Below are 22068 nucleotides of genomic sequence, written 5' to 3'. Positions count from 1 at the left end.
TCTCGCTCGTGCGCCTCGGTAACTGAGATTCTGGGCGGCGCCGGGGGTGACCCCTCCCCCGCTTTCCGCTGTGTGGGTGTAGGTTGTGCTCAGATACCTAGCAGATTGCCCAGATACCTAGCAGATGACGGCTCGCGGGGCGTGTTCGGGGTCGCCTTGCGATAATGGGGGTATGCTACATTCCGTTCTTCTCTCATCAGCTTCGCAGGCGCTACCCGCACAGGTGGCGCCCGCACAGATTCCTCTAGCGGCAAGCACACTGGTTGCTGCTGACCCCACCGGGCTTGAGTGGCTGCTACTTATTGCTGCCCCCATTGTTTTCTTGGTGTTGTATCTGGTCTGTCTTTTTGCGGTTGCGGTCTTTGGCCCGACCGTCATGAAGAATAACAAGACCGGTGGTGCGACCTACCTGCTGGACCGCCCCTCCCGAGTGGCGTTTAGGGTTCGCACTTTGGCGTTGTGGGCGCTGGTTGGTGCGTTTGTGGAGTTCATCTGGACCGGTTACACGGGCCGTTTGGGGTCGAGCGCGGCTATTCCGGTCATTATTTTTAGTTGGTCGTGGAAGTACACGTTCTTCTTCCTGCCGCTTCAGGTAATTCGTTCCTGGTACGTTCACGCAAGCCGCGGCAAGTATGATGCGCTGTCGGCTGAGGGTGCTCAGCGCCGTGAGAAGCTGAACCGTAAGAGCGCTTACGAGGTGTCGAAGATGATGCAGCGTAACCCGCAGCAGTTCGCCATGAATAAGGAGCTGCATACGCTGGCGCGCGGCCAGAAGATTGCGGGTGTGCGTCCGTTCCAGCACCTTGACGAAGCGGGCAAGAAGCGCCGCACGAACTATACGGTGGAGCTGGCTGTGGCGCTCATGCAGGCGCGTGCCATGAACCCCGGCAAGCTTCCGTCGGAGGCGTTCGGTGAGAGCATCCTGGGTATGGGTGTTGGCATTACGTCTGATCGGGCGGTGGAGCAGACCTGGCTGACGCTGTGCACCGAGCGCGTGAATGCGGTAGATGCGCCGAACTACCCGGATTCGCTGTACCCGGTGTCGGCTCGTTTTTCGCTGTTTACCACAATGTCGCTGTTGCAGCCGCTGATGGGTCGCCCCTACTCGCCGTTTACCGCTGAGGATGCGCGCCGTTTTGTTCCGCGTGATTTCTCGGCGGATACCGTGCTGCTAAAGACTGAGGAACTGGGCAAGAAGGCCCTGGCACAGAGCGCGATTTTCCGTCAGATTCACGAGCGTCTTCTGCCGCTGCATCAGCAGCAGCCTCAGCTCGTGGATCGCCGTGCCCTGGCCTATTGCGGTGCCCTACTGCTGAGCGTGGCGAAGGCTGAGGCGGAGAGCCAGCGTCTGACGAGCCAGGTTCTGGCGGCGGCGGCTTCGGAGCGCGGCATTCTCTCCTACGGCTTGTTCTCGCAGATTTCTGAGGATTATCAGCGCGTTCAGCGTCTGCTGAATCTGATGGTGAAGGCAACCAACGATGTTCAGCGTTTCATCAACGCTGTAGAGGGCCTGGTGCAGATGCATTCTGGTCCGGTTCAGCCTTCCGGCATTGCGTACGAGAAGGCGCAGATGGAGTACATTGCCGCTCTTCTGGACGTTATTGTCTTCTCCTCGCACGCCCCGCTTGCCGGTTCCATCCAGGCGTCCTACGCCCTGCTGAAGGCGGACTATGAGGCGTTCACGTTCAACACTTCGGATGAGCTGAGCCGCAGCTACTGGCTGCAGTACTCGAAGAACGCGGTGAGCGCCTGCGATACGGGCCTGTCTCAGGGGTATGAGGGTTTCTTCGGCTCTGATGATGCGGCGCGTAAGGCGTGGGAGTCCTACGCGGAGGACGTCGTGAAGGAAGTCTGCACCTACTCGGTTACCCAGGTCTACTGGGATGCCCTGGTGCAGCAGGCACTCATTCAGCGCGATTTGCCGCGTGAGTTTGAGGATGCGTCCCTCGCCATTCCGGAGATGATGAATAAGAACGCTGCTGCGTCGTTCCCGACCTACTACATTAACCTCATCTGGAACTAGGGACAGTTCCCTCGTGGTGAGCGGTACGCCAGGTTGGAGCCGCGCAGGGTTAGAATAGTCAGCATGACTACTGAGCGTTCTTCCGAGATCTCTTCGCCCTACGCGGCACAGCCTGCCGCTACCTCCGAGGCTGCTCCCGCGACTACTTCTGCATCGAAGCCTTTTGACCTGGATACCGTCAAGAAGGTGCGCACCGTTCACCTGGCGCAGGCTAAGGCGACCGGGCAGAAGTTCTCCATGCTGACCTGCTATGACGCTCTGACCGCGCAGATTTTTGATCGCGCGGGCATCGACATGCTGCTGGTGGGCGATTCTGCGGCGAATGTGGTGCTCGGTTACGAGTCGACCCTGACCATCACCCTGGATGAGATGATTCCGATGGTCGCGGCGGTTTCTCGCGGTGCCTCCCGCGCCATGGTGGTTGCTGACCTGCCATTCGGCTCCTATGAGCAGTCGCCGCAGCAGGCGGTTGCGAGCGCTGTTCGTCTGATGAAGGAGGGCGGCGCGCACGCGGTCAAGATTGAGGCAGATGCGTCGATGACCGAGTGGGTTCGTGCCCTGGTGCGTACCGGCATTCCGGTGGTGGCGCATGTTGGTTTCACCCCGCAGTCGGAGCATGCCCTGGGTGGTTTCCGCGTGCAGGGCCGCGGCGATGCGTCTGAGCGTGTTCGTGAGGATGCGGTGGCGCTGGCTGAGGCTGGCGCGTTCTGCGTGCTCATGGAGATGGTGACCGCTCAGACTGCGCAGCTGGTGGATGAGGCTGTGGGCACTGTGCCGACCATTGGTATTGGTGCCTCGAATGTGACCACCGGTCAGGTGCTGGTATGGCAGGACATGATGGGTGTTCGTTCCGGTCGCGTGCCGCGTTTTGTGAAGCAGTTTGCGCAGGTCGGTCAGGTCATGGAGGACGCTGCGCGTGCTTATCGTGAGCAGGTTCGTTCGGGTGAGTTCCCGGCGGCTGAGCACACTTTTGAGTAGGCTTTAGGCTGAGAAGAAAAGCTTGAGAAGAAAGACCCCCGTATCCGGTGCTCCGGGTGCGGGGGTCTTTTCGTCTCAGGCTGTATGTCTGTTGGGCGGCGTGCGCCTTGAGCGTGGCTGAGGGCGTTGGGCAAGGCTGAGGGTGCTCGTTCTTTAGAGCCAGCCGCCGTCCTTTTCCCAGGCGTCATTGCGTTCGCGGGCGCGGTCCATGGCGTGTGCCGCCTCCTCGTAGGTTTTGAAAGGGCCCCACAGGGAGGTGACGGCGCTCTGCTGGCCGCGTTCAACCTCGCCGGTGGACAGGTTGTACCAGTACTCTTCGGGGTGCGGGCTGGTGGCTTCAGTCGCGGAGTTCAGGGTCTTTTCGACCGCCGATTCGATGGCTTCGCTCAGGTGGTTTTTCTTCTCACTCATGGGTTCTCCTTCGACGGTGAGGGGTTGGTGTTTCTAGCTTCTCACGCGCGTAGGTTCGTGGCAATGAGTCGGGTGGAGCTTCTCACGGCGTTTCCCCTCCGCGGTCTTCCGCTTCTGCCTTCCACCCCGGCTTTCCACCCGCGCAGTTTTTGTCTCTAGCGTGCATGAAATTTTATTCACAATCTGGGAAAAAGGTACGGCTTGTGTATCCGCCGCTTTTTAGCGCCCCAGCAAGGGACACAACCCGCCCACGCCCGGTAAGATGAAACTATGTCTTCAACCAAAACGAATACTTCGCACAATCTTCCCGCAGAGCCCGGTCGAGCACCCGTGGGTTGTCTGACCCCCGGACGCATCACCCCCATGCGCCCGGTCCCCTCGCACATTGTTCGCCCCGAGTACGTGGGTAAGCCCACCGCCAACGAGGGTAACGATTCGAACATGTACACCCCCGAGGAAGTTGAGCGGGTTCGCGCAGCCGGCAAGATCGCGGCAGGCGCCATCGTTGAAGCATCCAAAATTTGCGTGCCCGGCACCACCACCGACAAGATTGACGTGCTGGTCCACGAGTACATTTGCGACCACGGCGCGTACCCCTCCACCGTGGATTACCGCGGCTACCCCAAGTCCGTGTGCACCTCCCTGAACGAGGTCATCTGCCACGGCATCCCGGACTCCACCGTGCTGGAGGACGGCGACATCCTCAACCTGGACGTCACCGCATACCTGGACGGCATGCACGGCGATACAAACAAGACCCTACTCGTCGGCAACGTGGACGAAGAGTCCCGCCTGCTGGTTGAGCGCACCGAAGAGTCCCTGAACCGTGCGATTAAGGCTGTGAAGCCGGGCCGCCAGATCAACGTGATTGGTCGCGTCATTGAGAAGTATGCGGCACGTTTCGGTTACGGCGTGGTTCGCGACTACACCGGTCACGGTGTGGGTCGTGAGTTCCACTCGGGCCTCATCATCCCCCACTACGATGCGGCACCCGCCTACGACACTGAGATCCGTGAGGGCATGATTTTCACGATCGAGCCCATGCTGACCCTCGGCACCATCGAATGGGACCTGTGGGATGACGACTGGACTGTGGTCACCCGCGACCGCAAGCGCACCGCGCAGTTCGAGCACACCCTCGTGGTGACCGCTGACGGCGCGGACATCCTGACCCTGCCCTAAGCGCAGCCCTCTGGGTTTCCTACTTGTGCAGGTATTGTGCAGGTACGAGCCCAGCACCTCACTTTTATATCAATTCACCCACTGACAAGCCCGCCCACTCCCCTAGGTTACACGGCAGTAGGCGGGGCGAAAGAGAGAGAAAACCATGAGCGAATACGCAGAACCCGGCGTCATCAACGAGCTGCCCGCCCCCACCCCCAAGGACCTGCAGATTGGTGTGGACATTGGAGGTACCGGCATTAAGGGCGGTATCGTCGACCTGCGCACCGGTAACCTCGTGTCCGACCGTTTCCGCATTGACACCCCCAAGCCTGCAACCCCCGAGGCTGTGGCTGAGGTTGTACGCCGCGTAGTGGATGAGCTGCAGGGCCGCGACCTGGCACCGGACCCCGAGTCCGCTGTCGGCATCGACTTCCCCGCAGTGGTGAAGAACGGCATGGTCTTCTCCGCAGCGAACGTGGACGACTCCTGGATCAACACCGACCTGGAACAGGTCATGAGCGAGGCTCTGGGCGGCCGCACCGTCTACGGCCTCAACGACGCTGACGCAGCCGGTCTGGCTGAGGCAACCTACGGCCAGGGCCGTAACCGTGACGGCCTGATCGCTGTCATCACCCTGGGCACCGGCATTGGCTCCGCCCTCATCAACGACGGCGTGCTGATCCCGAACACCGAGCTGGGCCACCTGGAGATCGACGGCCACAACGCCGAGTCTCAGGCTTCTGCCCGTGCCCGCGAGGTGCACGAGCTGTCCTGGAAGAAGTACGGCAAGCGCCTGTACCGCTACTTCGAGCACGTTCAGATGCTCTTCTCCCCCGACCTGTTCATCATCGGCGGCGGCATCTCCAAGAACCCGGAGAAGTTCATGCCCTACTTTGAGGACCAGATTCGTACCCCCATGGTCATGGCTGCCCTGCGTAACAACGCGGGTATTGTGGGTGCGGCACTGTGGGCTGGCGGCATGCTGCAGGAACGCAAGCGCCGCGGCGAAGCGTAAGGGTTTGCTTCCTGCTATCCGCCTCGGATAGCGCTTCACATACGTACGAAGGGACCGCCTTCCGAATCATTCGGAAGGCGGTCCCTTCTGTATGCCGCCGCTCATGTAGCGGCGGCCGAGCTCATTAGCTACTGGGTTAGCTAGTGGCTGTGCTAGTCAGTTACTGTGCTAGCTAGTTACTGGGCGATGCGGTCCTCACGCAGACGCGCAATCGCCTCCTCAAAGTCTTCAAGGTTCTCAAATGCCTGGTACACGCTCGCAAAACGCAGGTAGGCGACCGCGTCCAGCTTCGACAGCGGCTCCAGGATGGTCAGACCCACCTCGTGCGCGTTAATCTCTGCCAAACCGCGGGCACGAATCAGCTCCTCAACCTCCTGGGCGAGCTTCGCCAAATCGTCCTCACCCACGGGGCGGCCCTGGCATGCCTTACGCACGCCCGCGGCAATCTTCGAACGGTCGAAGGGCTCGGTCACGCCGGAACGCTTAATCACCGAAATGGTGGTGGTTTCAACGGTCGTGAAGCGGCGAGCGCAGGAGGTGCACTGGCGGCGGCGGCGAATTGCGGCGCCGTCATCGGTGGTGCGGGAATCCACCACGCGCGAGTCGGTGTGCTTGCAATAGGGGCAGTACATTGTTTCTCCTTGGCTGGGCACTAGCGCCCGCGTATACAGCGCTCAAGAATATTTATACCTATTCTACCGTGATATACAGCGGATACACCGTATGGTGTGAGTGAATATACGCTCAGGGTGGACTCTGCTATGCAGAATCCACCCTGTCATTCCCACCTTGCGGGGTTATATATGTTTAGCGTCGAATGCAGCTCGGACCGAAAATAGTCTTGATTTCACCGAAGAGGCTCGGGTTCGGTTCCACGCGCACGCTCGGGTCCAGCAACACCAGCTGCTCCTTATCGCGGGTACGCACGAGCATGCGCACATCCGCGGTGCCCTTGTGGTCGCGCAGGGTCTCCTTCAGCTCCTTTAGGTTCGCCTCGGTCACCAGGTACTCGGGTACCACGATGGTGATGGGTGCGGCGCGGCCGTCATCGCTGATTTCCAGGATCTGCAGTTCCTGCGCGCTCATGTTCACGCTACCGTCGTCGCGGCGCTGTACGCGGCCACGAATCGAGCAGATGAGGTCGTCCGCCAGGGCGGCGCCCATCGTCTCGTAGGCGCGGGAGAAGAACATGACCGTAATGGTTGCGCCCGAGGGGTCTTCCAGCTCCACGGAGGCGTACTGGTTACCGCTGGACTTGGCGATACGGCGCGAAACGCCGGTGAGCATACCCGCAATGGTGACGGTTTCGCCGTCGCGCACGTGCGAGTCTTCACCGATGATGTCGTGCACCGAATGGCTTGCAGCATCCGAGAGCGCACGCTCCAGACCACGCAGCGGGTGGTCCGAAACGTACAGGCCCAGCATGTCACGCTCAAAGTTCAGCTTCTCGCGGCGCTCCCAATCCGGAACATCCGGAATGGTCACGGTCAGCTCATCACCCAGGGCATCATCCATGCCGAGGGAACCGAAGAGGTCGAACTGGCCCGCCGCTTCCTTACGCTTGACCGCCACGGCCGCGTCCACTGCCGCCTCGTGAATGAGGGACAGCGAACGGCGCGTGTGGCCCAGGTCGTCGAAAGCGCCCGCCTTAATGAGCGACTCGATGGTGCGCTTATTGCACACCTGCAGCGGCACCTTCTTCAGGAAGTCGTTGAAGGACTCGTAGCGGCCCTTCTCTTCGCGGGCAGCAATCATGCCTTCGACCACGTTCGCGCCCACGTTACGGATCGCGCCCATACCGAAGCGGATATCGTCACCGACAGGGGCGAAGGTCAGGGTGGACTCGTTCACGTCCGGTGCGAGCACGGTAATGCCCATGGCGCGGCACTCATTCAGGTACAGCGCGAGCTTGTCCTTGTTATCGCCCACGCTGGTCAACAGCGCAGCCATGTACTCCTGCGGGTAATGCGCCTTCAGGTACGCCGTCCAGTAGGACACCAGACCGTACGCAGCCGTGTGCGCCTTGTTGAACGCGTAGTCAGAGAACGGCAGCAGAATATCCCAGAGCGCCTTAATAGCGCCCTCAGAGTAGCCGTTAGAAATCATGCCGTCGTGGAAGGTAGCGTACTGCTTATCCAGCTCCGCCTTCTTCTTCTTACCCATCGCACGGCGCAGCAGGTCTGCCTCACCCAGAGTGTAGTTCGCGACCTTCTGAGCAATCGCCATAACCTGCTCCTGATACACGATCAGGCCGTAGGTGGTGTCCAGAATATCCTTCAGCGGCTCTTCCAGCTCAGGGTGAATCGGCTCAATCTCCTGCTTACCGTTCTTACGCAGAGCGTAGTTGGTATGCGAGTTCGCGCCCATCGGGCCCGGACGGTACAGCGCCAACACTGCCGAAATGTGCTCGAATTCCTCAGGCTCCATGAGCTTGAGCAGCGAGCGCATCGGGCCGCCGTCGAGCTGGAACACGCCGAGGGTGTCACCGCGCGCCAGCAGACGGTACGATTCCGGATCGTCCAAAGACAGGGATTCCAGGTCCAGGTCGATGCCTCGGTTGACCTTAATGTTCTCCACCGCATCGGAGATGATGGTGAGGTTACGCAGACCCAAGAAGTCCATCTTGATCAGGCCCAGGCCCTCACAGGTGGGGTAATCGAACTGGGTGATGACCTGGCCGTCCGCCTCGCGGCGCATCACGGGGATGACGTCCACGAGGTCCTTGCTGGACATAATCACGCCCGCAGCGTGCACACCCCACTGACGCTTCAGACCCTCCAGGCCCTTCGCTGTCTCGAACACCTGGCCGTAAATCTTATCGACCGGGTCCTCAATGAGGGCGCGCAAATCTGCCGCCTCGGCGTAACGCTTATCCTCTTCGTTGTACACGTTCGCCAGGGCGATGTTCTTACCCATGACGTCCGGCGGCATCGCCTTGGTGAGGCGCTCACCCACCGAGTACGGCTGATCCATCACGCGGGAGGCGTCCTTGAGCGCCTGCTTCGCCTTAATGGTGCCGAAGGTGACGATCTGTGCGACCTTCTCTTCACCGTACTTTTCGGTCACGTAGTCGATGACTTCGCCGCGGCGACGATCGTCAAAGTCCACATCGAAGTCGGGCATGGAGACGCGGTCGGGGTTGAGGAATCGCTCGAAGATCAGGTCGTGGTCGAGCGGGTTCAGGTCGGTAATACGCATCGCGTACGCGACCATGGAGCCTGCACCGGAGCCGCGGCCGGGGCCCACGCGAATACCGTTGCGCTTAGCCCAGTTGATAAAGTCGGCGACCACGAGGAAGTAGCCGGGGAAGCCCATGGAGGTAATAACCCCCACCTCGTATTCTGCCTGCTTCCGCACAGCGTCGGGAACGCCCTGCGGGAAGCGGTAGTGCAGGCCCTTCTCAACCTCCTTCACGAACCAGGATTCCTCGTTTTCGCCCTCGGGCACGGGGAAGTTCGGCATGTAGTTCGCCTTGGTGTTGAACTCCACGTTGCAGCGTTCAGCGATTTCGAGGGTGTTCTCACACGCGCCGGGAATGTCACCGAACAGGGCGTACATTTCTTCTGCCGAGCGCAGGTAGAAGTTATCCGCGTCGAACTTGAAGCGCTTGGGGTCGGTGAGGGTCGAGCCGGACTGCACGCACAGCAGCGCCGCGTGGGCGGTGTGGTCTTCCTGGCGGGTGTAGTGCAGGTCGTTGGTGGCGACGAAGGGCAGGTTCAGCTTCTTGGCGAGACGGTGCAGATCCTCCTGGACGTTGCGTTCAATGTCCAGGCCGTGGTCCATGACCTCGCAGTAGAAGTTGTCCTTGCCGAAAATATCGCGGAATTCGCTCGCCGCCTGGACTGCCTCGTCGAACTGGCCCAGGCGCAGGCGCGTCTGAACCTCACCGGAGGGGCAGCCGGTGGTGGCAATTAGACCCTTCGAGTAGGTCTGCAGCACCTCACGGTCCATACGGGGCTTGTACAGCTGACCTTCCAGCGACGCAATCGAGGAGGCGCGGAACAGGTTGTGCATGCCCTCGGTGGTTTCAGCCCACATGGTCATGTGGGTGTACGCGCCACCACCGGAAACGTCATCGCGGGAGCCATCGCCCCAGCGCACACGCGAACGGTCGGTGCGGTGCGTGCCGGGGGTCAGGTACGCCTCCACACCAATGATGGGCTTGATGTCGTGCGCTTTAGCCTGGCGCCAGAAGTCGAAGGCACCAAAGAGGAAGCCGTGGTCACTGGTCGCCATGGACTTCATGCCGAGTTCTTTAGCGTAGGTGAACAGGTCACCCAGGCGCGCGGCACCGTCGAGCATGGAGTACTCGGTGTGCACGTGCAGGTGAGTAAATTCTTTGGTTGCCACGGGAATCTCCTGGAGGTGTGGGCTGGAGGATGGGCGGTGAATGTGAAGCTGTATGCGGCAGCCAGCGGGCGGCTATAGTTGCCGAGCTGTCTAGCCGAGCTGAACTTTGCCCTCGCGCAGAGCGGTCAGCGCATAGGACAGGTCGAGCGGGTACTCGCTGGTGAAGGTCACGCGCTCTCCGGTACCGGGGTGGTCGAAGCCCAGGCGGTGCGCGTGCAGCCACTGTCGGGTCAGACCCAGTTCGGCGCTAAAGCGCGGGTCGGCGCCGTAGGTCAGGTCGCCGCAGCAGGGGTGGCGCAGCGCAGAGAAGTGCACACGAATCTGGTGGGTGCGTCCGGTTTCTAGGTGCACCTCTACCAGGGATGCGGGACCGAAAGCTTCGAGCACATCGTAGTGGGTGATGGAGTTGCGTCCGTCTTCGACCACTGCGAACTTCCATTCGTTGCCGGGGTGGCGACCGATGGGTGCGTCGATGGTGCCGCGCAGCGGGTCGGGCAGACCCTGCACGAGGGTGTGGTAGACCTTGTCCACGGTGCGTTCCTTGAAGGCTCGCTTGAGTTCGGTGTAAGCGCGTTCGCTACGGGCTACGACCATCAGGCCGCTGGTGCCCACGTCCAGGCGGTGCACAATGCCCTGGCGTTCTGCCGCGCCGGAGGTAGCAACCGAAATGCCCTCGCCCATGAGCGCGGAGATGACGGTGGGGCCGTGCCAGCCGGGTGAGGGGTGTGCCGCCACGCCTGCGGGCTTGTCCACCACAACGATGTCCTCGTCCAGGTGCACGATGCGGAAGCCATCCACCTTTTCGGGGCGGATGTCCGCCAGATCGCGCGGTGCGGGTGCATCCACGACGACCTCGTCCCCTGCGGAAAGCTTGTAGGACTTGCCGATTTTCACGGCCTTGCCGTTGTTGGTCACGGTCACATGGCCGTCACGAATCCACCCGGAGGTGCGGGTGCGCGGCGCGTCGAGGGCACCGGCAAGCGCGGCGTCCAGACGCATACCGGCGAGCGCGCCTTCAACGGTGAATTCGGCGCGGATGCGTGCCGTATCTTCGGCGGCGTTGGTGGTTTCGCTCATGCGGCTCTCCTTCGGGTGGTGTTTGCTTAGGTTGTCTGTGTGAGGGGTTGTCTGTGTGAGAACGTCTTAGTAGGCACGTGTGTCGGCAACGTAACCGTCGGCGCGTATGCCGGAACGGGGAGCTACTTGGCGCTCTTCTCTGCCGCATTCTTGTCGTCAGCCTGCACACGGGTTCCGTTGAGGTTCAGGCCCTTGAAGTTCAGCAGAACGATGAACGCCATGCACACGCAGATTGCGGAGTCTGCAATATTGAAAATCGCGAAGTTCGGCACGGAAATAAAATCAACCACGTGACCGGAACCGAAGCCGGGCTCACGGAAGAGACGGTCAAAAAGGTTGCCGCAGATACCGCCGAGCAGACCGCCCAGCGCGAGGGTCCAGGACAGGGCGCGGGTGCGGCGCAGCAGGTACAGCACCACGGCTGCGGCGGCAACCATGACGAGCGTGAAAATCCAGGTGACGTTCTCGCCCATGCTGAATGCGGCACCGGAGTTACGAATCGAGTACCACCACAGTAGCCCGTCAATAACGGTGATGCGCTCCCCCAACTGCATCTGGGTGACGACCAGGTATTTGGTGCCCTGGTCGATAGCGAACACGACGGCGGCAAGCACGAGCGCGAGGATGCTCGCAGAGCGAGCCGAGAGGATGCGCACGCGGCGTCCGTCAGCCTTTGTAGCGGTGTGTGAGACTGAGGATTCAGCAGTCTTGGGGGTGTTGGTCATAGCTCTCCTCTAGTCTGTGCCGGTTGCTACGCGCCCGAACGCAAACCTGGTGCGGTACCGTTCGATAGTGCCCCTCTAGCTTAGCAAATCGGGGTAGTGCATCGAGTATTCGGCGGTGATGTGGCGGGTGCTCTCCCCCGCTTCTCATCCTGTGTTCTCAAGCCGGGCGGAGCAGGTATGAGAATACCGCCCGGTTCTCTCCATCTTCCCCGGTGAATAGCGGTGGAAGAGAAAGAATCCGGGCGGCATACGCCTCAAAGCGTCGTTAGCTCATTCAAGCGAACTGATTTATGCGGAAGCCTCAATGGACTTGAGGTTCTTCAGCTCCTGAACCTGTGCATCCAGGTGCTGCAGCAGCTTGGAGCGGTAGCGGCTCTCGAAGCCGCGCAGAGCCTCAACAGCGATCTCCAGTTCTTCCTTCTCGTCGGTGAGGCGAGAGAGAACCTCTTCGCGCTGCTGCTGAGCTTCGCTCACCATAGCGTCTGCCTTCCTCTCTGCCTCTTCAATCAGTTCAGCCTTAGCCTTCTCGCCCTGTGCCACGTAGTCGTCGTGAACCTTCTGTGCCATAGCAAGCAGTGCTGCTGCATCCTGAGGTGCTGCTGCCGGCGCTGCCGAGGACTGTGCGGGTGCCACAGCCGCTGCGGGGGAATCGGGAGCGTTTGCGGAGAGCTGCTCGACCTGACGCTCCAGAGCGTCACGCTCGGAGTACAGTGCGCGCAGTTCGACAACGAGCTCGTCCAGGAAGTCGTCGACCTCGTTGCGGTCGTAACCGGACTCTTCGGTGACGATCTTGAAGCTCTTAGTGATCAGGTCTTCGGGGGTGATTGCCATGGGCTTCTCCTCTGGGTATCCCTACGGGGTTTGGTGGTGATGTTGAGTGCCGCGGATTCACCAGCCAGATAGGGCGTGGCCCCAATATTTTAGGGTCCCGATGATTCAGGGCATGGTTATGCCGCGATGCAGTCGTTGGCACCAATTCTACTATTCTTTGGTTTCTGTGCCCGGTTATACGTCGGTTGAATCGTAAAATATTCGCTCGGCGCAAGGGTGGGATTCACCACGCGCTGCGTTTATCCCTATCCCCGCCGTAATCAAGCTCGATATCTGCTCGCGGGTGCATTTCGCATGATTCGACGCCGGCTGTATTCGTCTATCCCCCCTCGCGGGAGGTTCTTCTCGGCCCAGAAATTGGGTACAGAAAACCCCGCCAGCACGTCATCCCATGTCAGGATGCCAAGCGCAAGCGGGGCTCTCATGCCTAGTTCTCGTATCTCTCCGATGGAGGGGCCACATTAGGACAGCTTCGCGGTAATCGTCGTCATGATGTTCAGCAGGAAAGACAGCAGAACAATCAGAATCAGAAAACCGGTATCCAACGCAACGTTACCCACACGCACCGGCGGAATCAGACGACGCAACAGGTTCATCGGCCAGTCCGTCACCGCGTACACGCCGCTAGCGAAGAGCAGAACGATGCCCTTCGGGCGCCATCCCGGAGCGAACATGCGTACCCAGTCAAAGAGCATGCGCAGCAGCATGGAGACGTAGAGAACGTACAGAATAATCGTAATGAGGGCGAAAATATAACCCATCTATCAGTCCTTAGCCCTGGTCGAAGGGGAATTCGCCGTCGGTCTCAAAGCCGGCGGGAACCTCGGAGTTAGCCACGCCCAGAACCTCCAGGTTGGAGGGGGTCAGCAGGAACACCTTAGCGGTGACGCGCTCAATGCGGCCCTCCAGTGCGAATGCCAGACCGGATGCGAAGTCCACCAGGCGCTTTGCGTCTGCGTCAGGCATTTCTTCCACGTTCATAATCACGGGGATGTTCTCGCGGAATGCCTCACCAATGATCTTTGCGTCATTGTAGGAGCGGGGGTGGATAGTGGTGATACGACGCAATTCGTCCTCTTCTTCCTCGTAACCGTAGGTGTATCCGTTGGTTTCTTCGGGCGCGTAGCCCTGTTCGTAGTAGCCGTCGTTGGAGTACGTATCGGCGTACTGCTCGGTGTATTCGGTATTCGGCACCGGGGTGTCCTCCCAATTGTCTGCGCTGGCGTCGTCCCAAGTCTGTTCGGTTTCCGCCAGATCAGCTGTGGTTTCAGGTGTATGAGCGGTGGCGTGTGCCGCTGCATCTACGGTTGCTCGTCCGTCGGCAGGTTCTTCTGCGTCCAGATACTCGGTTTCTGTACCGTCATCGTAGCTATCAGCCTGCAGGTACTCTTCCTGTTCAGTATAGGCGGGTTCGTCCTGTAGGTGGTAGGTTTCGCTCTGCGACTCGGCATCGCTGTACTGTGCCGAGCCGGGCAGCGCTGAGAGCCTGTTAGAGCTATCGGTCTTCTGCGCTGTAGCAGCCTGCCCTGCGGAGGCGTTCGCCTCCTTGGGGGTGTCAGCCTGCACAGCCTGCGGGGATTCTTCCGGCGTCGCCTCGGCGTCCTGGTATCGTTCCAGGCCGAGGAAACCCGCCAGACGGCTTTGCTTCGCCATGATTCTCTCGCTGTTCTTTGCTTGTGGTGTACAGGGTCTGCCGTGGTGCTTCGTCAGAAGGTGTGTGCGTGACGGTACGTCATGCACCGGCATGTATATATTACCAGCGCCCACCCCGCGCGGGCGGTCAAGGGCACCGATGATTATGCCGCCGAACAGCAGGCCCGGAACTATAACCTTTGAAGGGCCGCGGTTGAATAGGGCTTAGAGCGCCGGGCGCTTACCCATAATGTCGCTACCCACACGCACGCAGGTTGAACCCCAACGCACCGCCGCCTCCAGGTCCCCGCTCATGCCGGCGGAAATCTCGGTCGCGTGCGGCACCTGCTCACGCACCAGAGACGCCAAGCCATACAGCTTCTCGAACGCCTCATCCGGGTTCATGCCCAGCGGCGCCACCGCCATCACGCCACCGCAACACAGGTGCTCGTGGTTCTCGATGCGCTCCACCAGCTCCAGCAGCTCGGATGCGCTCGTACCGCCGCGCGCGCCCTCGGCAGCGTGGCCAGCGGTCGCGACCTCCGCCAGGGACACCTGCACCAGGCAGGTCAGCGCACCCTGCTCCGCCGCAGCGGGTGCGGGCGCCTCCCCCGCCTCAAAGCGGGAGAGCTGGTTCGCGTACGCCTTCGCCAGAGCGTCCGCCAGGGAGGGGCGATCCACCGAATGCACGCTGGAGGCGTACTTGACCACGGACTTCGCCTTATTCGTCTGCAACTGGCCGATAAACGCCCAGTGCGGGGGCTGCACCTCACGCTGGGCGCAGTAGGCGGCAAGCTCACGAGCCTTCGCGCTCGCCTCCTGGTCACGGTTCTCACCGAAGAGGGTCACTCCCCCATCCAGCAGCGCCGCCGCGTCGGAGGCGGGGAAGAACTTCGTGACCGTCACCAGCTGCACCGGGGCGCTCACCTCGGTACGCACGGCGCTATGGTCCTGTTCTGCGGCGCGGATACGCTCAAGCACGCGGCGGTAGTTCTGCAACAGCTGCTCGGCACGTTCGGGAGTGTACTGCAGGCTCTCTTCTACGTTCATTTCAGACATCTTCTCTCCTTCAGCGGCTCTCTATCTTTAGCGGCTCTGTCTTTAGCGGCTCTGTCTTTAGCAGCTCTAGGCGGCGGGCTCCGCCGTCTTCTCAAGCCACACCAGACCCGCGATACGGCCCGGCTTCTCACCGCGGTTCGTGAACCCGCGATGCGAATACACCTCGGGCTCCTCAAAGGTGCACTGCGCACAGTCCATGCTCACCTGCACGCCAGCCTCCTCCAGCACGGCGCGGGCACCGGCGGGCAGGTCCAGGCCGGGGGTCTGCTGGCTGGTCACCGAATGCACCTGCGGAATCAGTTCGGTGGACTCGGTGCGCATCGCCTCGGGCACCTCGTAGCAGCTACCGCAAATGCTCGGACCCAGCCAGGCGGTAATTTTCTCCGCACCGAGCTGACGCATCCGCTGCACGGTCTGCTGAAGCACGCCATCAAGCAGGCCGCGGCGGCCAGCGTGAGCCACCGCCAGGATTGGTTGCCAGTTCGCGACCCGCTCACCCACCAGCACCACGGGAATGCAGTCCGCCACCATAATCGCCAGGGGCACGCCCTCACTGCTAATCGCCGCATCGGCGACCGGGGAGTTCTCCAGCACCGCGCGGGCACGCTCAGCGGTACGCTCCTCGGGTGCACCGGGCGCGTAGGATTCCACCGCGTAGTCTTCCGGGTAGGCAATCTGCACGCCGTGCACCTGGTTCAGGTAGAAGAACGGCTCGGTACCCAGCGCCTCCTCCAACGCGGCACGGTGGTTGAGGGTGCGCACCAGGGAGGCATCCATACCGCCGCCGAGCTCATCGTCCACATGCAGGCCCAGGTTGCCCGCCGCGCGGGAGGTGAAACCCACCCGCACACGCCAGGGACCCAGGGTGCGGGTATCGGCAGAGGCAAGTAGCGAAGTTTTGGGGTTATCGCTCATCTTCTATTCCTTCATCAGATGTCAGCAGGTATAACGGCGGGTATAGCAAAGGGGAGCCGAGAACAGCACAATGTGCGTGTTTCTCAGCTCCCCTATAGCTTCATAAGACTCTCAGCCGTGCAACGCCTATGCGTTCACAGCCGGGCAGACTACTTCAGGAAGTCAGGGACATCCAGGGTGTCGCGGCGAGCCGGAGCTTCCTCTACAACCGGGGGAAGGTCAACGTCGAAGCCAGCAGCGCCGGTGGAAGCCGGAGCAGCAGCGGGTGCGTTGTAGCCGTAGCCGTTAGCAGCCGGAGCGGTGGAGCCGCCGAAGGATGCCTGGGTGCGCTGAGCCTGAGTAGCCGCAGCAGTGGAAGCGTTGGAGTTGGTCTCCGGGTTTACTGCGTCGAAGCCAGCAGCAATCACGGTCACGCGAGCCTCATCGCCCAGTGCGTCGTCAATAACCGCACCGAAGATGATGTTTGCGTCGGGGTGAGCAACTTCCTGAACCAGGCGTGCAGCCTCGTTGATCTCGAACAGACCCAAATCGGAGCCACCCTGAATGGACAGCAGAACGCCGTGCGCACCGTCGATGGATGCTTCCAGCAGCGGCGAAGCGATAGCCAGCTCAGCTGCCTTCACTGCGCGGTCCTCACCGGATGCCGAGCCGATACCCATCAGAGCCGAGCCTGCACCCTGCATGACGGACTTAACGTCAGCGAAGTCAAGGTTGATCAGGCCGGGGGTGGTGATCAGGTCGGTAATGCCCTGCACACCGGAGAGCAGAACCTGGTCAGCGGACTTGAATGCGTCCAGCATGGAGACGTTGCGATCCGAAATCGACAGCAGTCGGTCGTTCGGAATAACGATCAGGGTATCAACCTCATCGCGCAGAGCAGCGATACCGGTCTCAGCCTGGTTGGAGCGGCGACGGCCTTCGAAGGTGAAGGGGCGGGTCACCACACCAATGGTCAGAGCGCCGAGGGAGCGGGCAATACGTGCCACGACGGGTGCGCCACCGGTACCGGTGCCACCGCCCTCACCTGCGGTCACAAAGACCATGTCTGCGCCCTTGAGGACTTCCTCAATTTCCTGCGCGTGATCCTCGGCTGCCTGACGGCCAACCTCGGGGTTTGCGCCCGCGCCAAGACCGCGGGTCAGCTCACGACCAACGTCCAGCTTAACGTCTGCATCGGACATCAGCAGAGCCTGAGCGTCAGTGTTGATAGCAATGAACTCAACGCCGCGCAGACCAACCTCAATCATGCGGTTGACTGCGTTGACGCCACCGCCGCCGATACCAACGACCTTGATGACTGCCAAGTAGTTCTGGGGAGTTCCAGCGTCCATGTATTCCTCGATTGTTCCGTGTTCCAGCTTCGGAAGACCCGCAGCTTAATCTAAGCCTGAAGGTTTCCTCTAAAGAATGACTTTATCTGCTAGGATACCAAACTGTTTTTGTCGGTTCCTAGTCACACAGCGCAATTACCCCCTCTTTTTGCGGATTTCACACAAAAAGGGAGGATAAAGCGCCTGAATGGTTCCCCTAACGGGTCACCGGTACGCGCGGGGCAGACACGTCATAGACGGTCACCTTCTGCGTCTGTGCCTCGGAAGATTTCTCCTCCTGAGCACGCTTGGCAATAGCCTGGCGCAGGGAGAGCAGGACCTTAGCCTTCAACTCGCTCTCTTCAGCGGTTCCCCACTGCACCGTAGTATTATCCCTCAAGGTTAGAGTGATACTTGAGGTTGACGTAGCGCCGGCTTCCTTAACCTGAGCTAGAAGCTCAGAGGGCATCGCCGAAAGCGCGGTAGAAATAGTGCGGAACTCAGCCGAAGTCTGCGGGTCATCACCGCTGAAACGAACCAGCGGCACCGACGTATCGGGCTGAGTTGCCGACTCCAGAAGGCTCACACCATCGCTATCAACAGTATGGTACGTATCGCCCTGCTTCACAACCGCAACCGCGGTACGCTCCTTCAGAGTCACCACCAGCTCATGCGGCGGACGGCTCTCCACCTGCACGCTACGAATCACATTATCCTGCCCGAGCAGCTCACGCACCTTCTTCTCATCGATGCGAGTGAGCGGAACACCGCGCAGAGGCTCAAGCTTCTGCTCCACCTGGGTGGTTTCCAGCAGGGACGCGCCGCGCACCGTAATCTTCTGAGTCGCCAACAGGGGCGAGAAGAAGACCAGCACCACATACAGCACCGCGATAATAGCCAGTGCCGAAGCGGTGTACAGCAACTTACGGGCACGAGTCAGAGGCGCACGCTCCTTACGGGGGCGCTCCTCAGCACGCAGACCGTCCAGACCCGGATCCTGACGCAGACGCTCACGGTGAGCCTGACGGCTCGCACGCTCGCGCTCCTTCTCAATCTCCGCTGCACGCTGCTGCTCACGCTCGGCACGCCAACGACCAAAACGGCTCGCGGGACGAGGCTCTTCAACAGCCTTCTCCCCCGCCTTATCGGCGCTTTCTTCAGCTTTCTGAGCGGCAGACTCTTCGCGAGATTCAGCAGAATCGGCAGAAGACTTCTTATCAGAACTCTTCTGAGCAGCCTTCTGATCGGCTACTTCCTTTTCTGCGCTCTTCACCGACTGCGAGGATGCAGTCTGAGCAGATGCACCCTTGGCGGATGAAGTCTTCGACGAAGAATCCTCAAACGCCTCAACATCAAACAGCTCGGGCGCATGCTCAACCTCAGACACGGTACGACCGGTCATCAGCGCAGAACGCACCGAATCCTTCAAAGACTGTGCTGAAGAATGAACCGCCGCAGCGCTCTTGGACGCCGAAGAATCAGCACCGTTCTGACTGGGCGACTTATGCACCACCGGCTTACGCGGCATGTGTCGCACGGAGCTCGAAGACTGAGTAGCGGAAGGCTGATTAGCGGCAGACTGCGCACCAGAAGGCTGAGCAGAAGCCTCCGAGGATGCAACCTCGACAGGCTTCACGGCGTCCACAGACTTCATAGCTTCCGAGGGCTTTGCAGTCCCAGTAGCTTCTGCGCTCTTCACAACCTGAGGCTGGGTGGCCTGCGGCTGAGTCAGCTGAGACTGCGCAGATTCAGCCTGCACAGACTCAGATTTCTTAGCCTCAACCTGCGCATTCTCAGCTACCTGCTGGGCGCGCAAACGAGCACGCGAACGCGGAGCCTTCGGCGCGCGCGAGGAGGAATGCCCCTCCGAAGAGAGACCAGAACTCATCGGCACAGCCTAAGCCTCCGACTTCTTCGACTCGCCACCGTGACGGATTTCCAGGGACTCCAGCAGACGCGCACCCAAAGCGGTCACATCGCCAGCGCCAACGGTCATCACAATATCGCCAGCCTGAGCGCAGGTCACAATATCCTCAATAGCGTCCTCAGCGGTAGCGTAACGAACCTCAGAGAAACCAGCACCGGTAATCAGCTCACTAGTCACACCCTCAATCGGCAGCTCACGAGCCGGGTAAATATCCAGCACATGAGCACGGTCAGCCATCGACAGAGCCTCAGCGAACTCCTTCGCGAACTCGCGAGTACGAGAGAACAGATGCGGCTGGAAAATCACGTACAGGTTGTGGCCATCAGCCACGGTACGACCGGTCTCCAGAGCGCGGAACACCTCGGTCGGGTGGTGCGCATAGTCATCAAAGACCTTCACGCCCGCAACCTCACCACGCAGGGTGAAGCGGCGGTCAGCACCCACAAACTCAGCCAGAGCGCGAGCAATATCGGCAGCCTCGTAACCAGAAATCAACGCCGACGCAAAAGCAGCCGAAGCGTTCAACTGGTTATGAATACCCGGCACCTTCAGCGCAAGATCCTGCTCGCCTTCATAACGCACACCGCGGCACTCAAAAGACCAGGACAGATGCGAAGAAGAGGAAGAACCCGCACTGGTAATCTCGCTAATGCGCAGGTCAGCATCCTCAGACTCACCGTAGGTCACCACGGGCACACCCGCCGCACGAGAACGAGCCGCCAAATCAGCCGCACCCGCATCATCAGCGCAGGTCACCACAACACCGTTAGGAGACAGCGAACCCACAAAACGGTTGAACGCCTCAAAGACACGCTCATCGGTCTCATAGAAATCCAGGTGGTCCGGCTCAACGTTCGTCACCACAGCAATAGCCGGGCGGTAACGCACAAACGAGCCGTCCGATTCATCAGCCTCAGCCACAAAAATCGACTCCGGGCCCTGAGCACCCAGGTGAGCGTTCGTGCCGCGACCAGCAATCACGGTGCCCACCGCAAACGACGGGTCAGCACCCAGCTGATCAAACATCACAGAAATCATCGAGCTGGTCGTGCTCTTACCGTGAGTACCGGCAACAGCAACCACCTGAGACTCACCCATCACAGCGGCAAGCGCCTCAGAACGATGCAGCACACGCAGACCCTGCGCACGAGCGGCAACAAGCTCCGGGTTATCCTCACGAATCGCAGTAGAAATCACCACGGTATCAACATCCACAATATTCTCAGCCTGCTGAGGAACACCCACACGAGCACCCGCAGCACGCAAAGACTCAATAGTAGCCGACTCCGCACGGTCAGAACCGCTCACCGTCACACCAGCCTGCAGCATCAGAGCGGCAATAGCGCTCATACCCGCGCCACCAATACCGATGAAGTGCACACGGCCCAACTCGCTCATCTTCGCACGCTCAGGGAACGGCGGGTTCAGCGGTGCAGGCAACACCATCTCAAGATTCATCAATTCAGTCATTACTTCTCAGCTGCCTTCAATACTGCTTCAGCCATAACGCTCGCCGCGTCACGGATACCAAGTTCATACGCCGCAGCGCCCATGCGCTCCAGCTCCTCCGGATTCGCCATAAGAGCCGGAATCTCACGGGCGAACCACTCACCGGTGACCTCTGCATCCTTCACCAGCAGAGCCGCAGACGACTCCACCAGAGAACGAGCATTCAGAGCCTGCTCACCATTACCAATAGGAAGCGGCACAAAAATCGCGGGAACACCCACAGCGGCAACCTCACTGACGGTCGCCGCACCCGAACGCACCAGCAGAAGATCAGCGGCAGCATACACATCCTGCATGCCGTTGCTGAACTCAATCTGACGGTAATTCGGCGCACTCAGCGGCTCACCATTCTCATCCAGAACAGCCTTACCCTTACCGGTAATGTGCAGAATCTGGAAGTCCCACTCCGCAAAGTGGTCACGGCACGCCGCCACCGCATTATTCAGACTCAACGCACCCAACGAACCGCCGGTCACAATCACGGTCGGCTTCTGCGGGTTCAGGCCCAGGTTACGGCGAGCCTTCGAACGGTGCGCCTCACGGTTCAGGTAGGCAATCTCATCCTTCATCGGCATACCCACCAGGGTCGCGCGCGGGAAAGGAGTATTAGGGAACGCCACACCGGTGAACTTCGCAAACGTGCCACCCAGGCGGTTCGCCAAACCGGGCTTCGCGTTCGCCTCATGAATCACCACGGGAATCTTAGCGCTCAACGCCGACAGATACGCCGGCGGGCACACGTAGCCGCCCACGCCAACAACCACGTCTGCATCTGCTTCTTTGAGGATGCGGCGGGTCTTCGACAGGCCACCAAAGAACTTAGCGGGGAAAGCCAAAGCGGCACGGTTAATGCTACGAGGGAACGCTGCACGAGGAATGAACTCAATATCGAAACCAGCTGCCGGAACCAGCTCGGCTTCCATCTTATCCGCAGTGCCCAGCATCAGAATCTTAGCGTTCGGTTCAAGATCACGAACCGCACGCGCAATCGCGAGCATCGGATTAATATGACCGGCGGTGCCACCACCGGCGAAGACTATAGAGGGCGCCTTCTTCGTCATAGGTCTTTCTCCCAACACATCGGTACAGCATCATTTTACGCTATCGCACCTGTTCAAAAGAGCGCCCCCGCCATTGAGCTA

The 22068-nt window shown here is 60.4% G+C and carries 17 protein-coding genes and 1 pseudogene; 4 read left to right on the top strand and 14 right to left on the bottom strand.

Annotated features, from left to right (window positions below; genetic code table 11):
* Nucleotides 1-172: 172 nt before the first annotated feature.
* Both HMPREF2749_RS03685 and panB read left to right on the top strand, forming a co-directional pair.
* A complete protein-coding gene (locus HMPREF2749_RS03685; protein WP_049356145.1) occupies nt 173-2023 on the top strand; it encodes a hypothetical protein in 1851 nt (616 codons plus the stop codon).
* Nucleotides 2024-2086: 63 nt separating this feature from the next.
* Entirely contained in the window at nt 2087-3001 is a 915-nt protein-coding gene (panB, locus tag HMPREF2749_RS03680) for a 3-methyl-2-oxobutanoate hydroxymethyltransferase (RefSeq protein ID WP_070593469.1), read from the top strand.
* A 153-nt stretch (nt 3002-3154) separates the two neighbouring features.
* On the opposite strand, the gene HMPREF2749_RS03675 is transcribed toward panB, so the two are convergent.
* A complete protein-coding gene (locus HMPREF2749_RS03675) occupies nt 3155-3412 on the bottom strand; it encodes a hypothetical protein (RefSeq protein WP_070593468.1) in 258 nt (85 codons plus the stop codon).
* Nucleotides 3413-3682: 270 nt separating this feature from the next.
* Between HMPREF2749_RS03675 and map the strand changes: the two genes are divergently transcribed.
* Entirely contained in the window at nt 3683-4594 is a 912-nt protein-coding gene (gene map, locus HMPREF2749_RS03670; protein ID WP_070593467.1) for a type I methionyl aminopeptidase, read from the top strand.
* A 145-nt stretch (nt 4595-4739) separates the two neighbouring features.
* Nucleotides 4740-5591 carry a polyphosphate--glucose phosphotransferase gene (gene ppgK / locus HMPREF2749_RS03665; RefSeq protein ID WP_049340710.1) on the top strand — a complete coding sequence of 284 codons (852 nt, stop codon included), beginning with the start codon at nt 4740-4742 and terminating at the stop codon, nt 5589-5591.
* 176 nt (nt 5592-5767) lie between these two features.
* Here the strand turns inward: ppgK and nrdR are convergent, their stop codons facing one another.
* The 13 genes and pseudogenes from nrdR to murG all read right to left on the bottom strand — a co-directional run bounded on the left by nrdR (nt 5768) and on the right by murG (nt 21987).
* Nucleotides 5768-6223 (bottom strand): transcriptional regulator NrdR, encoded by a 456-nt coding sequence (nrdR, locus tag HMPREF2749_RS03660; protein ID WP_005506525.1) that lies wholly within the window; start codon nt 6221-6223, stop codon nt 5768-5770.
* Between the two features lie 175 nt (nt 6224-6398).
* The gene (dnaE, locus tag HMPREF2749_RS03655; protein WP_070593466.1) at nt 6399-9941 is read right to left on the bottom strand and encodes a DNA polymerase III subunit alpha; all 3543 of its coding nucleotides are present in this window, start codon (nt 9939-9941) and stop codon (nt 6399-6401) included.
* 90 nt (nt 9942-10031) lie between these two features.
* Complete coding sequence (locus tag HMPREF2749_RS03650; RefSeq protein WP_070593465.1) at nt 10032-11018, bottom strand: RluA family pseudouridine synthase; 987 nt, start codon at nt 11016-11018, stop codon at nt 10032-10034.
* Between the two features lie 122 nt (nt 11019-11140).
* Entirely contained in the window at nt 11141-11743 is a 603-nt protein-coding gene (gene lspA, locus HMPREF2749_RS03645; protein WP_141747360.1) for a signal peptidase II, read from the bottom strand.
* Between the two features lie 288 nt (nt 11744-12031).
* Nucleotides 12032-12574, bottom strand: coding sequence for a DivIVA domain-containing protein (locus HMPREF2749_RS03640; RefSeq protein ID WP_049352995.1), 543 nt, complete (start codon nt 12572-12574; stop codon nt 12032-12034).
* A gap of 461 nt (nt 12575-13035) precedes the next feature.
* A complete protein-coding gene (locus tag HMPREF2749_RS03635) occupies nt 13036-13335 on the bottom strand; it encodes a YggT family protein (protein ID WP_005507764.1) in 300 nt (99 codons plus the stop codon).
* 10 nt (nt 13336-13345) lie between these two features.
* A pseudogene (locus HMPREF2749_RS09390) lies at nt 13346-13657 on the bottom strand (cell division protein SepF); the annotation flags it as partial.
* Nucleotides 13658-14431: 774 nt separating this feature from the next.
* Nucleotides 14432-15265 (bottom strand): YggS family pyridoxal phosphate-dependent enzyme, encoded by an 834-nt coding sequence (locus tag HMPREF2749_RS03625; protein ID WP_070593463.1) that lies wholly within the window; start codon nt 15263-15265, stop codon nt 14432-14434.
* A gap of 66 nt (nt 15266-15331) precedes the next feature.
* Complete coding sequence (locus HMPREF2749_RS03620; protein ID WP_070593462.1) at nt 15332-16180, bottom strand: purine nucleoside phosphorylase YfiH/LACC1 family protein; 849 nt, start codon at nt 16178-16180, stop codon at nt 15332-15334.
* A gap of 149 nt (nt 16181-16329) precedes the next feature.
* Nucleotides 16330-17511: a cell division protein FtsZ gene (gene ftsZ, locus HMPREF2749_RS03615; protein ID WP_005506541.1), complete on the bottom strand. Its 1182-nt coding sequence runs from the start codon at nt 17509-17511 to the stop codon at nt 16330-16332.
* A gap of 196 nt (nt 17512-17707) precedes the next feature.
* Nucleotides 17708-19378 carry a cell division protein FtsQ/DivIB gene (locus tag HMPREF2749_RS03610; RefSeq protein WP_246823495.1) on the bottom strand — a complete coding sequence of 557 codons (1671 nt, stop codon included), beginning with the start codon at nt 19376-19378 and terminating at the stop codon, nt 17708-17710.
* A 9-nt stretch (nt 19379-19387) separates the two neighbouring features.
* Nucleotides 19388-20887: a UDP-N-acetylmuramate--L-alanine ligase gene (murC, locus tag HMPREF2749_RS03605; protein ID WP_070593460.1), complete on the bottom strand. Its 1500-nt coding sequence runs from the start codon at nt 20885-20887 to the stop codon at nt 19388-19390.
* Nucleotides 20887-21987 carry an undecaprenyldiphospho-muramoylpentapeptide beta-N-acetylglucosaminyltransferase gene (gene murG, locus HMPREF2749_RS03600; RefSeq protein WP_070593459.1) on the bottom strand — a complete coding sequence of 367 codons (1101 nt, stop codon included), beginning with the start codon at nt 21985-21987 and terminating at the stop codon, nt 20887-20889. The genes murC and murG overlap by 1 nt, the downstream gene beginning before the upstream one ends.
* Nucleotides 21988-22068 lie beyond the last annotated feature (81 nt).

The organism is Rothia sp. HMSC075F09 (genome assembly GCF_001810515.1).
GTDB lineage: Bacteria > Actinomycetota > Actinomycetes > Actinomycetales > Micrococcaceae > Rothia.
Note: the sequence above shows the minus strand (reverse complement) of the source record. Positions and strands in the feature narration are given on the sequence as shown.

What these genes read in the sequence shown, in the direction of transcription:
- HMPREF2749_RS03635 (WP_005507764.1), bottom strand. Translation starts at nt 13,335, where the DNA reads ATGGGTTATATTTTCGCCCTCATTACGATTATTCTGTACGTTCTCTAC.
- HMPREF2749_RS03675 (WP_070593468.1), bottom strand. Translation starts at nt 3,412, where the DNA reads ATGAGTGAGAAGAAAAACCACCTGAGCGAAGCCATCGAATCGGCGGTC.
- panB (WP_070593469.1), top strand. Translation starts at nt 2,087, where the DNA reads ATGACTACTGAGCGTTCTTCCGAGATCTCTTCGCCCTACGCGGCACAG.
- nrdR (WP_005506525.1), bottom strand. Translation starts at nt 6,223, where the DNA reads ATGTACTGCCCCTATTGCAAGCACACCGACTCGCGCGTGGTGGATTCC.
- HMPREF2749_RS03640 (WP_049352995.1), bottom strand. Translation starts at nt 12,574, where the DNA reads ATGGCAATCACCCCCGAAGACCTGATCACTAAGAGCTTCAAGATCGTC.
- ftsZ (WP_005506541.1), bottom strand. Translation starts at nt 17,511, where the DNA reads ATGGACGCTGGAACTCCCCAGAACTACTTGGCAGTCATCAAGGTCGTT.
- HMPREF2749_RS03685 (WP_049356145.1), top strand. Translation starts at nt 173, where the DNA reads ATGCTACATTCCGTTCTTCTCTCATCAGCTTCGCAGGCGCTACCCGCA.
- map (WP_070593467.1), top strand. Translation starts at nt 3,683, where the DNA reads ATGTCTTCAACCAAAACGAATACTTCGCACAATCTTCCCGCAGAGCCC.
- murC (WP_070593460.1), bottom strand. Translation starts at nt 20,887, where the DNA reads ATGACTGAATTGATGAATCTTGAGATGGTGTTGCCTGCACCGCTGAAC.
- HMPREF2749_RS03610 (WP_246823495.1), bottom strand. Translation starts at nt 19,378, where the DNA reads ATGAGTTCTGGTCTCTCTTCGGAGGGGCATTCCTCCTCGCGCGCGCCG.
- ppgK (WP_049340710.1), top strand. Translation starts at nt 4,740, where the DNA reads ATGAGCGAATACGCAGAACCCGGCGTCATCAACGAGCTGCCCGCCCCC.
- HMPREF2749_RS03620 (WP_070593462.1), bottom strand. Translation starts at nt 16,180, where the DNA reads ATGAGCGATAACCCCAAAACTTCGCTACTTGCCTCTGCCGATACCCGC.
- HMPREF2749_RS03625 (WP_070593463.1), bottom strand. Translation starts at nt 15,265, where the DNA reads ATGTCTGAAATGAACGTAGAAGAGAGCCTGCAGTACACTCCCGAACGT.
- HMPREF2749_RS03650 (WP_070593465.1), bottom strand. Translation starts at nt 11,018, where the DNA reads ATGAGCGAAACCACCAACGCCGCCGAAGATACGGCACGCATCCGCGCC.
- lspA (WP_141747360.1), bottom strand. Translation starts at nt 11,743, where the DNA reads ATGACCAACACCCCCAAGACTGCTGAATCCTCAGTCTCACACACCGCT.
- murG (WP_070593459.1), bottom strand. Translation starts at nt 21,987, where the DNA reads ATGACGAAGAAGGCGCCCTCTATAGTCTTCGCCGGTGGTGGCACCGCC.